The 12,770-nt window shown below is 59.8% G+C and carries 7 protein-coding genes; 4 read left to right on the top strand and 3 right to left on the bottom strand.

From position 1 onward, the window contains the following. Positions 1-55: 55 nt before the first annotated feature. The 3 genes from ACQRBT_RS04200 to ACQRBT_RS04210 all read right to left on the bottom strand — a co-directional run bounded on the left by ACQRBT_RS04200 (position 56) and on the right by ACQRBT_RS04210 (position 6,955). A complete protein-coding gene (locus tag ACQRBT_RS04200; RefSeq protein WP_412047572.1) occupies positions 56-3,775 on the bottom strand; it encodes an autotransporter domain-containing protein in 3,720 nt (1,239 codons plus the stop codon). A gap of 312 nt (positions 3,776-4,087) precedes the next feature. Next, entirely contained in the window at positions 4,088-5,482 is a 1,395-nt protein-coding gene (locus ACQRBT_RS04205) for a PhoH family protein (protein WP_161548231.1), read from the bottom strand. A 348-nt stretch (positions 5,483-5,830) separates the two neighbouring features. Then, positions 5,831-6,955 carry a polysaccharide deacetylase family protein gene (locus ACQRBT_RS04210; protein WP_412047573.1) on the bottom strand — a complete coding sequence of 375 codons (1,125 nt, stop codon included), beginning with the start codon at positions 6,953-6,955 and terminating at the stop codon, positions 5,831-5,833. A 132-nt stretch (positions 6,956-7,087) separates the two neighbouring features. On the opposite strand from ACQRBT_RS04210, the gene yaaA reads away from it, so the two are divergent. The 4 genes from yaaA (at position 7,088) to ACQRBT_RS04230 (ending at position 12,764) form a co-directional block, all read left to right on the top strand. Then, positions 7,088-7,867 (top strand): peroxide stress protein YaaA, encoded by a 780-nt coding sequence (gene yaaA / locus ACQRBT_RS04215; protein WP_412047574.1) that lies wholly within the window; start codon positions 7,088-7,090, stop codon positions 7,865-7,867. Between the two features lie 815 nt (positions 7,868-8,682). Next, positions 8,683-9,999 carry a nucleotide sugar dehydrogenase gene (locus ACQRBT_RS04220; protein ID WP_060753869.1) on the top strand — a complete coding sequence of 439 codons (1,317 nt, stop codon included), beginning with the start codon at positions 8,683-8,685 and terminating at the stop codon, positions 9,997-9,999. 79 nt (positions 10,000-10,078) lie between these two features. Beyond that, the gene (gene alg8, locus ACQRBT_RS04225) at positions 10,079-11,560 is read left to right on the top strand and encodes a mannuronan synthase (protein ID WP_161548234.1); all 1,482 of its coding nucleotides are present in this window, start codon (positions 10,079-10,081) and stop codon (positions 11,558-11,560) included. A 37-nt stretch (positions 11,561-11,597) separates the two neighbouring features. Then, positions 11,598-12,764, top strand: coding sequence for an alginate biosynthesis protein Alg44 (locus ACQRBT_RS04230; RefSeq protein ID WP_060753871.1), 1,167 nt, complete (start codon positions 11,598-11,600; stop codon positions 12,762-12,764). Positions 12,765-12,770 lie beyond the last annotated feature (6 nt).

Consider the following 12,770-nt stretch of genomic DNA (forward strand, 5'->3'; position numbering starts at 1 on the left):
GCTCAAACTTACCTGACACACCGCCGCGCGGGGCAAGCCCGCTCACTACAAAGGGTCAGAAGCGGAAGGTAAACCCGGCATTGATCCCGTTGTTGTTACCTCGGTTGGACAGCAAACCGCTGTAGCTCAAGGACACCAGCGTATCCGGGGTCAAGGCCATTTCAGCACTGGCCTTGATGACCGCGCCATCGCGGGCCACGGGCACGCTGTTGACTGCAAAGGCCGTGTCGCTGCCGGCGAATTTCAGCGAGGCTTCGCGATCGGTAGCGCCGAACTGATGCTCCCAACCCAACTCGCCGCGCAAGGTCACCGCCGACGTCGAGCTGACCGGCAATTGGGTATGCGCGCGCAGGCCCAGTGTGGAGAGCGTGGCGTCCTGGCTTTGCTTGCTGGCGTGCAAGGCTGCGGCGCCGCCTTTCTCCTTGAATGAGTCGCTCTGGTAGTTCAGGTAGGTCAGGTTGGCGAAAGGCTCGAACTGGCTCCATTGGGTGTAGCCGATCTCGCCGAACACCTGGTCGGTGCGCGCGTTGTAGTCGGCTTTGTCGTAGTCCGCCTGGTTGGCATAGGCCACACGACGCGAAGCGTCGATACGGTGCCAGGTGCTGGCGCCACCCAGGCGCAGGGCTATCGCATCGAAACGTTTTCCACCGTAGACCGACAGGTGATAGTTGTCGCTGTCTGCCGAAGACGATGCGCCATTGAGATGGCTCTGGGTGTAGCCGGTAGCTGCCCCCACGCGCCAGCCGTCCCCGACGTCGGTGTCCAGGCCCAGCAACACCCCGCTGGTGGATGAGGAATAACCGCTGGCGTTGTTGTCACCGCTGATGTTGTTGCGACCGCCCAGCAACTGTACCCAACCGCCGTTATCGCCGGCCTGGATCTGCGCGCTGGAATCCAGCGACTGGGCCTGTTGCAGCCGGCCATTGACCGCTTCACGCAGGTAACGGCTGTCGGCCATGTGCGCCGCCGCCACATCCGAGTGCAATTGCCCGGACAACTGCTTGAACGCCTCCCGCGCCTGCGGCGCCGAGTCGGAGGCCAGCAGGCTTTCGTACACCGGGCTGCCCGCGCCCAACGCTTCGGCCGCTGTCGCGACCGCACGCTCATTGCGGGTTTGCGCGACACTGGCAAACGTCGCCTGGTTACGCGCCACCGTCAGGCTCAGTTGGTTCGGCTGGTAGCTGAGCTCAGTGCCAATAAACAGATAGTTGGGAGTAATCGCCGCAAACCGGCCGTTGATACCTTGGCTGGCGCTGAGGATGTTGAACGGCTGGCCCAGCAGGCTGCGCGCCTCGCTGGCGGACAGCAGGTTGGGGCTATTCTCCAGGGACACCGTCACCACACCGCCATTGAGGGTCGCGACGCCGCTGCTCTGGATCTGGTCGCTGCGGCCATTGGGGCCCACTTCAACGGCGTACACCGAGCCTGGATTGAAGGTCACGTCACCCGTGTGCAGCGTGCCAATCGAATGCCCCGGCGCCACGCGGCCACCGCTGTTGAGGGTCAAGGCACCCACCGTGCCGTTGCCGGCCAGCGTGCCACCCAAGGTGGTCGTCACACCGTTATCCGCATTGCGCGTGCCCACGGCACTGGCGTCCACCGTCACTGCGGAAGTCAGCGACCCGTCCACCGACAGCTTGCCTCCACGCACCCAGGTACTGCCCGAGTAAGTGTTCTGGCCTTCCAGTACCAGCTCGCCGTCACCGGACTTGACCAGGCTGCCGACATAGGTCGCGCCGGTAAGCAAATCCTTGCCTCGAGCCAGGGTCGCCTGCTCCCGTGCGCTGCCGATCTCGTACGCGAACTGATCATCCGCCGAAGCATTGGCAGGCAGGCCATCGAGCCAGCCTTTTTGCTGTTTGGTCGCGGCCCAGGTCGCTTGTTCGGTGGCATCTTCTACCCGACGTGCGCGAATCGCCTCATCGGAAATCGGGTTAGCCCAGATGTCACGCGTAGCCGTGGGCAATGCCACAGCCACCGCACCCAGGAACTGCCCCGGCCCTTGCATGGCTTTTTGCAGATTGGGCAGGCCCCAGCCACTGACCACGCCCGGTACTTGCGGCGTGCCCGGCGGGGCATCGTGCACCGGTTGCAGGTTGTCGTAGGTGCGACCACCGGTCAGGGTCCCCACAGGGGTGTCCGGCCCATCCGGCGCTTGCAGGCTGGAGGTGGTGAGCAACACATCCCGGGCCTGGCTGGCGGTCATGTAGGGGAAGCGCTGGAGCACCAGCGCCAGAGCCCCGGAGACGCTCGGCGCAGCGGCGGAGGTGCCGTTGGCGTTGGGGATGATTTCACCTTCAGGCCCGGTGGACGGAATCCCGGAAACACCCATCACGCACCACCATTTCGAGGTGCCGCAACGGTTGTAGACCTGGGCACTGGTCTCGTCGTAACCGGTGATCGAGAGGAATTTGCTTTCGATATCCGGCTTGAAAAATGGCAGGTTGGCGTTGGTGTCCGGGTTGGCGCCGTGGCTGTCGTTGCCCGCCGAGATGATCTGGATAAAGCTGTTTTGCCGGGCAGCATCGGCCATCGCATCCATCCAGGTTTTCTGCCCGGCGTGGGCCTTGTCCCAGAACGGGCGGTAGGCGGCGGTCATGTCGCGCAGGTTGTCGGCCGCGCTGTCGCCGACATTGCCGAAATGGTTTTCCACGTCATTGCGCGAGTTCTGTCCCCAGCTCTGGTTGACGATCGACACATTCTTGGCGGCCAGGGCGTTGTAGCTGGCCATGAACGCGTTGTAGTCCAGATCGTTGGAACCCTGGAAACGGTTGTCGTCGGTGCCGCCGGTATTGGCGACAAAAATGTTCGCGTCAAAGGCAATGCCGTGCATGCCGGTGCCGTTGCGACTGGCGCCCAGCACACCGGACATTTCCGTGCCGTGCCCGTCGTTGATGGTCGGGTCGTACTCGCCGGAAATACTGAAGTGCTCGCCTTTTTGAAACTCGCCGGCCGGGGTGTCATGGAAATAACGCGGATGCGTGGCGTAGTACTCGCCCGTGGACGTCACCGCCTGCACACGGTCCTGGCCCTGGGCGTTCTTGCCCTGGAATTCGAAGTGTTCGGTGAGAATGCCGGAGTCGAGCACGCCGACATTCACACCCTTGCCGGTCATGCCCAAGGCGTAGGCGAAATACGCGTTGGTGCGGTCCAGGCCGGAGTTGACCTGGGCTTCCGGGGTTTTCCAGGTTTGCGCGTTGGCATTCCAGTCACGGGTGACGGCGGCCCAGGACTGGCCGGCGTTGAGCTGCCCGTTGAGGTTGCTGCTGACGCCCGGTTCTACATAGGTGTAGGGCTTGGCGGCGGGCAGGTTGGCGATGATGGCCTTGGAGAAGTCGAGAATGTTGGTGGTGTAGCGGCCGCTGTTGCTGAAAAGCCGGCTGCGGTAGTAATCCAGGCGTGAGCTGTAGTCCAGTGGCCGCCGGGTGTCACCGAGCATGGCTCCGATGGTCAGGTTTTCCGGTTGCAGCTCGTAGTTCTGCTTGAGGGCCGAATCGAACTTGGCGGACTGGCCGGCGAAGTCCTTGGCGGCAAGATCGACGATATCGGCGTAGGCAAACCGCAGGTTTTTATACACGTCGGTATTCGGGCCAAACGAGGCAACCGCTTTGCGAAAGGCCGATTCGAGCACCGGGGCGGTGTAAGGGTTGCTGTCATCCGCCCAGGCCGTTGGGCCGTGGCCGAGCCATAAGGCCAAGCCGAGTGCGATGGGTGTGAGGGGTATCGATTGGCGCTTGCGAAAAAATACAGTGGAGCCATTACCTGCTACGTCCATTTTCCTTTCCCTTTGGAGATGTGCGTCGTCAATGAGCGATGTATCGGGCTTTTTGTAATAGGCAGGGTCACGCGGAAAACCCATGGGGTTTTCAAGTGTTCGTCGAATTAATGAGGTGGTCTTCCGACGGGGGTCACGCAGCGTTCTTATTATTTTTGCAGCGGCAAAAAATGTAACAAAATAATTACAAAGACCACAAGCACCCTGGGCGCATTAACGAAGACAAATGTCGCCCACAACAAAAACCCCGGACTTCGTGAAAAATCCGGGGCGGTTTGTGGCATTTAGCCACCAACTCTCACAGGTCTGTGTTTACAGGTGCGACTCGGCGTATTCCGCCAGGATCGAACGAGGCACCCCTTGCAGCGCGATGTGCACGCCGTTGGGGAAGTCTTTGAAACGTTCCGTCAGGTAGGTCAGCCCGGAGCTGGTCGCGGACAGGTATGGGGTATCGATCTGTGCCAGGTTACCCAGGCACACCACTTTGGAACCGGCGCCGGCACGCGTGATGATGGTTTTCATCTGGTGCGGCGTGAGGTTCTGGCATTCATCGATCAGGATCAGGCTTTGCTGGAAGCTGCGACCTCGAATGTAGTTGAGGGATTTGAACTGCAACGGCACTTTGCTGAGGATGTAATCGACGCTGCCATGGGTGTTTTCGTCATCCATGTGCAAGGCTTCGAGGTTATCGGTGATCGCCCCCAGCCACGGCTCCATTTTTTCCGCCTCGGTGCCGGGCAGGAAACCGATTTCCTGGTCCAGGCCCTGCACGCTGCGGGTGGCGATGATGCGGCGATAGCGCTTGGTCACCATGGTCTGCTCGATGGCGGCGGCCAGGGCGAGAATGGTTTTGCCCGAACCAGCGGCGCCCGTCAGGTTGACCAGGTGGATATCCGGGTCGAGCAGCGCATACAACGCCAAGCTCTGGTAGATATCGCGCGGTTTCAGGCCCCAGGCTTCCTGGTGCAACAGGGGTTCCTGATGCAGGTCGAGGATCAGCAGCTTGTCGACCAGGATCTCTTTGATCCAGCCCACGAAGCCCTGTTCGTCGACGATGAACTCATTGATGTGCACGGCCGGCAGGTTGTCGATCAACTGCACCTGGTGCCAGGTGCGGCCATGATCCTGACGGGTTTCGACTTTGCTGACGCGGTCCCAGAACGAGCCGGTCATCATGTGATAACCACGCGACAGCATCGACACGTCGTCGACCAGTTGGTCGGTACTGTAGTCCTCGGCAGCGATCCCACACGCTCGTGCCTTGAGGCGCATGTTGATGTCTTTGGTCACCAGCACCACGCGCAGCTCCTTGTCGCGTGCGTGCAAGTCGATCAATTGGTTGATGATTTTGTTGTCGTTCAGGTTCTCCGGCAGCAGGCTGTTGGGCTCGCTGCGCTTGCTCATCAGAATCGACAGCAAGCCCTTGGGCCCGCCTTTGCCACGCTGGATCGGCACGCCGACTTCAACGTCTTCGGGTGAAGCTTCACCCAGGGTCTTGTCGATCAGGCGAATCGCCTGGCGGCACTCGGCGGCCACGCTGTGGTGCCCGCTTTTGAGCTTGTCGAGCTCCTCAAGCACGATCATCGGGATGGCGACGTGGTGTTCTTCGAAGTTAAGCAGTGCGTTTGGATCGTGGATCAATACGTTGGTATCAAGCACGTAAAGGATTGGCTGGTCGGAAGAAGGGTTACGTCCATGATCATCCATACTCGGTCACCTTTGTGGGAGCCATTCGACGCAATACCTGGGCGGTGCTGCGCCTCGATTCGACCACCGACCGCACCTGAGTGACGTCAAGCGCGGTGCCCACCTGAGGAGTCTTGTAAGACGCCACCTGTGCTGCAGGTTTCGGCGATCTGACTTCGTAATACCGCAAAACCCATGACAGGAAAAAGCACTTTGACGCTTTTTTGAAGTTTATTTTTCAGGATGACGAATAACACTAGCCGAGTACCAGGTACCCCGTTAAAGTCGGAAGTCCGCCTGCATCGATTTGTCGCACAAAATCACCCCGAAAATGCCTCTGCCCCAACCGGGCCGGGCGTTTCGTCTTTTTCAACGAAAAGCTTCCCGGCAGTCCTGCCAGCCCAGGCCACTCTGCGCTGTAGCCTGCAACAACAGCGGCAACGCCACCCGTGCCTTGTCCTGGGTGTCATGAAACACAATCACCCCTTTGCGCCACAGCAACATCAGCGTCAGCACCCGTTGCGCCGACTCATCAGCCTTGAGCTGGCCCGGCTCGTCCTGGGAATCGATATCCCACAACGCCACCTGCAGACCTTGCGCCTGGAAGAACCCCTGGCTGTCCGCGCGACGCTGGCCGTAAGGCGGGCGAAACAGCGGCACGTAGTTTTCCGGCATCAGGTTTTGCGTCAGCGACGCACCGCGTGTGATGGAGCTTTGCCAGTCCACCCAGTGGCTGTGGGAACGGTATTGCCAACCCTGGGTGCCCACGCACTGGCCGTGGTACAGCGCCTGCACGTCACTGGCCGAACTGCGTTCCACCCGGGTTTGCAGGCTGCCGCCGAGGGCGAAGAAAATGGCGTTCATCTTCTGTTTACGCAAATAGTCAGTGAGCCAGTCGGTATTGCCGTTGAGCGGTGCCGGACCGCCGTCGAAGGTCAGCAGGAACATTCGATCATTGAGCTCATCACCGTTGCGCTCATGGTCACCAAAGCGCGCCACTTCGCTACTGATCTGCGGGAACAGCGCTGCCTTGCGCAGCAGTTCATCGAGGTAACGCTCATGGAATTGATGGCTCGGCCCGGCCCAGCCTATATAGAAGGAGTTTTCACTGACTTCGAACTTGCCGACCTGCTCGCGCAGGTCATCCATGTTTTCCACCAGGTAGCAGAACGAGGCGTCCTCTTCGCAACTCTGCTGGGCGAGGGTGTAGTTCTCCAGCAGGCGCTGCCACAGCTGGCGACGCAGGTCGTAGATCGACGCCAGGTTGATGATCTTCAGCCCCAGTCGCTGCTTGAGCGCGCCGTCATCCTGGGCCTCACTGGCCAACAGGCTGTGGGCGAACATCAGGATTTCCGCACGCGAGGCCACATCGAACAGCGCCGGGCTGCTGAGTTTTTCCGGCCAGGTGCCACGATCCAGGCTCGCCACATCCACCGGCGCAGCCTGGGTATTGAGGCATAACAGACAAGCCGAGATTAAAAGCGCGATTCGCACACAGGGTCTCCCTCTCCAGAGTCACCGGGCATCATAGCGGATCGCGACTATCGCCATCATAGGTGGAGTCAAAACGCTGCACCCCCTAGAATCGCGGACACGCTACACGCCACGATTTCAGGAGACGACTTCATGCTGATGGTGATTTCCCCCGCCAAGACTCTCGACTTCGAGACGCCGCCGGTAACCCAGCGCTTTACCCAGCCGCAGTACCTGGATCACTCCCAGGCACTGATCGAACAATTGCGCGAAATGAGCCCGGCGCAAATCAGCGAGTTGATGCACGTCTCCGACAAGATCGGCGGCCTCAATGCGGCGCGCTTCGGCAGCTGGACGCCCGCCTTCACCCCGGCCAATGCCAAGCAGGCACTGCTGGCCTTCAAGGGTGACGTATACACCGGCCTGAACGCCGAAACCTTCACCGATGCCGATTTCAGCTACGCCCAGGACCACCTGCGCATGCTCTCGGGCCTGTACGGCCTGCTGCGCCCTCTGGACCTGATGATGCCGTACCGCCTGGAGATGGGCACCAAGCTGGCCAACGCCCGTGGCAAGGATCTCTACGCGTTCTGGGGCACACGCATCAGCGAGTGGCTCAATGAAGCCCTGACCGAACAAGGCGACGATGTGTTGCTCAACCTGGCGTCCAACGAATACTTCTCGGCGGTCAAGCGCACAGCCCTGAACGCACGCATCATCAATACCGAATTCAAGGACCTGAAGAACGGCCAGTACAAGATCATCAGTTTCTATGCCAAGAAGGCCCGGGGCATGATGAGCCGCTTTGTGATCGAGGAACGCATCAACGACCCGGCGCAGCTCAAGCAGTTCGAGGTGCAGGGTTATCGCTTCGATGCGCAGCTGTCCAAGCCGGACAATCTGGTGTTCCTGCGGGATCACGCACCGGAATAAGGCGCTCAAAATGTGGGAGGGGGCTTGCTCCCGATAGCGATAGTTCAGTTACCCATTCAGTGACTGACACTCTGCCATCGGGAGCAAGCCCCCTCCCACTTTTGACTGTATTTCAAATTAAAACGTCATTTATTTGGCGTCAAAAAATAGATTGACGCATTCCTAACGAATCTTTCACTCGACATTCGTCATTTTTTTTCGTAGTGGCACCGCTTTTTTCAAAAGGTAGTGGCACAAAACTATCCCTGCTTACCAACTCCCTGCAACTACTGGCCGAAGTAGCAAGTGCTATCAATATAGTACTAGTGCCATCTTTTCCAATATTTCAAGAAATTTCAGAAAACAGGATGAGCGGCTCGGAACTTCACCTGAACACGCGGCTCATACCACCGGTAATAAAATTCTCTGTTTCTGTAGGAGATGACTTACATCACAACCCAGCAATAACTAAGTTGCCATCACGACTTATATAGCAGGGTTGAATCATCAACTGATTGAGTTGAGGGCGGCGATAAGGATTAGTTGCTATCCCCTATAGGCCAAGGCAGCGTTTGCCTGAAATATGCAAGCCAGAGCCCAGCGGGCAAAGGCGCCAGCCCCTTCCAGCAGGAAGCCTGGCTACATTTCAGAGCACTCCCCAATAACAAGGCCAAGTTAAGCACAACTTGAGTGCACTCATTAGTCACTCACTAATCAACATGCCTGCACGCGACAAGTCGGCGTTTATTCGCCCAACTTTCGCGGCAATCAGTGACGCTTGCAAACATGAACTCCGGCCATCTAATTGGCGTGATTAACACAAAGAGGTAAATGCGATGCGCATCAGCATATTTGGTCTAGGTTACGTTGGCGCAGTCTGTGCCGGTTGCCTGTCTGCCCGTGGCCACGAAGTGGTCGGTGTAGATATTTCCAAGGAAAAGATCGACCTGATCAACGCGGGCAAATCGCCAATCGTTGAACCGGGTCTGGGCGAACTGTTGAGCCAGGGCATCGCTAACGGTCGCCTGCGCGGCACCACCAACTTCGCCGAAGCCATCCGCGACACCGACCTGTCGATGATCTGCGTCGGCACGCCGAGCAAGAAGAACGGCGACCTGGAACTCAACTACATCGAGTCGGTGTGCCGCGAAATCGGCTTCGTCCTGCGTGACAAGACCACCCGCCACACCATCGTGGTGCGCAGCACCGTGCTTCCGGGCACCGTGGCCAACGTGGTGATCCCGATCCTCGAAGACTGCTCCGGCAAAAAAGCCGGCGTCGACTTCGGTGTCGCGGTCAACCCGGAGTTCCTGCGTGAATCCACCGCCATCGCCGACTACGACCAGCCACCGATGACGGTCATCGGCGAGTTCGACACAGCGTCCGGCGACGTGCTGCAGTCGCTGTACGAAGAACTCGACGCACCGATCATCCGCAAGGACATCGCCGTCGCCGAGATGATCAAGTACACCTGCAACGTGTGGCACGCCACCAAAGTCACCTTTGCCAACGAGATCGGCAACATCGCCAAGGCCGTTGGTGTCGATGGCCGTGAAGTGATGGAGGTGGTGTGCCAGGACAAGACCCTCAACCTGTCCCAGTACTACATGCGCCCAGGCTTCGCCTTCGGCGGTTCGTGCCTGCCCAAGGATGTACGCGCCCTGACCTACCGCGCCGGTTCCCTCGACGTGGAAGCGCCGTTGCTCAATTCGCTGATGCGCAGCAATGAATCCCAGGTCCAGAACGCCTTCGACATCGTTTCCAGCCACGACAAGCGCAAAGTCGCGCTGCTGGGCCTGAGCTTCAAGGCCGGCACCGACGACCTGCGTGAAAGCCCATTGGTGGAACTGGCGGAAATGCTGATCGGCAAGGGTTACGACCTGAGCATCTACGACAGCAACGTCGAGTACGCCCGTGTGCACGGCGCCAACAAGGATTACATCGAAGGCAAGATCCCCCATGTGTCGTCCCTGCTCAACTCGGACTTCGATGATGTGATCAACAACTCCGACGTGATCATCCTGGGCAACCGCGACGAGAAGTTCCGCGCCCTGGCGCACGAAGCACCGCACGGCAAGCAAGTGATCGACCTGGTGGGCTTCATGGCCAAGGCGACCAGCGCCGGCGGCCGCACCGAAGGCATTTGCTGGTAACGGCAACGGTAAGTTCCGGCTGCAAGGGTACTTCCCCAGCGCTTGCAGCCGGAGCCTTCTCCACCCTCGGATGACGCTCATGTCCAAGTTAAGACACATTTTGCTCCAATCGGCCGGCTGGTTGTTCTTCCTCAGCCTGCTGATGGGTCTCGCCCTGCTGTTGCCGGCGAGCACGTTCGACTCGCAGTCGAAGAATTTTATTTTCCTGATTGGCGCTGTCGGTATCTGGCGCTACTCGATGGGGGCGACGCATTTCTTTCGCGGCATGCTGTTCCTGTACGTGGTCTACCCGCACCTGCGCCGCAAAGTGCGCAAGCTGGGCAAGGCCGCCGACCCGTCCCATGTGTTCCTGATGGTCACCAGCTTCCGTATCGACGCGTTGACCACCGCCCAGGTGTACAGCTCGGTGATCCGTGAAGCCATTGAATGCGGCTTCCCCACTACGGTGGTCTGCTCGCTGGTGGAAATGTCCGATGAGCTGCTGGTGAAAAGCCTGTGGGAACGCATGAACCCTCCGGACCACGTCAAGCTCGACTTCGTGCGCATCGCCGGCACCGGCAAGCGCGACGGCCTGGCCTTCGGCTTCCGCGCCATCTCCCGGCATATGCCGGATGACCGCGCCGTGGTGGCCGTGATCGACGGCGACACCGTGCTCGCAGAGGGCGTGGTACGCAAGACCGTGCCGTGGTTCCAGCTGTTCGACAATGTCGGCGGCCTGACCACCAACGAGTTCTGCGAAGTACGCGGCGGCTACATCATGAGCGAATGGCACAAGCTGCGGTTCGCCCAGCGGCACATCAACATGTGCTCCATGGCCCTGTCCAAGCGCGTGTTGACCATGACCGGGCGCATGTCGGTGTTCCGTGCCACGGTGGTCACCGACCCGGACTTCATCGCCGATGTGGAAAGCGACTCGCTGCAACACTGGCGCCTGGGCCGTTTCAAGTTTTTGACCGGTGATGACAAGTCCAGTTGGTTCAGCCTGATGCGCCTGGGCTACGACACCTTCTACGTGCCGGATGCCGCGATCAACACGGTCGAGCACCCACCGGAAAAAAGCTTCATCAAGGCCAGCCGCAAACTGATGTTCCGCTGGTACGGCAACAACCTGCGCCAGAACTCCCGCGCCCTGGGCCTGGGTGTACGCCGCCTGGGCGTGTTTACCAGCATCGTGTTGTTCGACCAGCGCGTGTCGATGTGGACGTCCCTGCTCGGCCTGACCGTAGCGTTCATTGCCACCTTCAAATACGGCGGCGCGTTCATCCTCGCGTACCTGCTGTGGATCGGCATCACTCGCCTGATTCTCACGCTGTTGCTGTCGTGCTCCGGCCACAAGATCGGCCCGGCCTACCCGGTGATTCTCTATTACAACCAGATCATGGGGGCGCTGGTGAAGATCTACGTGTTCTTCCGCCTTGATCAACAGTCCTGGACCCGCCAGGACACCAAACTGACCCGCGATTTGGCCAGCTTTCAACGTTGGTTCAACACCTGGTCGTCTCGGACCATGACCTTCTCTGCCGGCAGCATCTTTGTCGCCGTGCTTTTGATGATGGTCTGACCCTGCCAAGCCTGAATTAACTAGGAAATCGAACAGTATGAACAGCCCAGTCAATGCCAATGTTGTCCACGAATCCGAAGCCCAGCGCCAACATGCCCGAGTCAAGATTCCGGCCAAGTTGCGCTTCTTCAACACTGACCGCACACCGACTGAAGCACGGGTGATCGACCTGTCCGCTGGTGGCCTGGCGTTCACCTCCACCCAGCCGCTGACCGTCGGCGCCGTACACAAAGGCCGCCTGCAATTTGTCATCGACAACCTCGGCCTGGCGATGGATGTGGAGCTGCAGATCCGCTCCTACGACCGCCAGAGCGGCCGCGCCGGTTGCCAGTTCCAGAACCTGGAGCCGCAAGACATTTCCACCCTGCGCCACCTGATCACCTCGCACTTGTCCGGTGACATCGTGACCATGGGCGACGTGCTCGCCACCCTGCAACGCGACAACTTCACCAAGGCACGCAAGGTCAAGGACAGCGGCAGTGGCATGACCGCGTTCGGGCGTCTGCGTGCAGTGACGTTCAGCGCGGGGATCTTCCTGGTCGGCCTTGCGGCGTTCGGGTTTATCTTCAAATCGGTGTACGGCATGTACTTCGTCAGCCACGCCCAGGCCGGCCTGGTCAGCGTGCCCGGCATGAACGTGACCATGCCCCGCGACGGCACCGTGCAGAGCTTGCTCAAAGGTGACGCGGTCGCCGCCAAAGGCGCGCCACTGGCGACGTTCAGCACCAGCATGCTCGATGTCCTCAAAGGCCACCTGGACGAAGACCAACTGCAGCCGGCCAAGGTTGAAGAACTGTTCGGCAAGCAAATGACCGGCACCCTCACTTCGCCCTGCGATTGTGTGGTCGCCCAGCAACTGGTTGCCGACGGCCAGTACGCGAGCAAAGGTGACGTGATCTTCCATCTGGTGCCACGCGGCAGCCAGGCCAACGTGGAAGCACGCTTCACCTATCGCCAGTTCGCCGACGTTCGCCCAGGCACTGCGGTGAGCTTCCAGGTGGCCGACGAAGAACAGGTGCGCACCGGCACCATCGTCAGCAGCACCAGCCTGAACAGCGCCGACCTGTCTTCCGACATCCGCGTACAGATCAAGCCAGACGCCCCGCTGGACAGCACCTACGCCGGTCGCCCGGTGGAAGTGACCAGCGACCGCGGCCCCTCCTTGAACTGGCTGATCGATAAAGCCATGGCTCACGGTCTGTAAGCGAGG

It is taken from the genome of Pseudomonas sp. R19M (genome assembly GCF_050312585.1).
In the GTDB taxonomy this organism is placed as follows: domain Bacteria; phylum Pseudomonadota; class Gammaproteobacteria; order Pseudomonadales; family Pseudomonadaceae; genus Aquipseudomonas; species Aquipseudomonas palleroniana.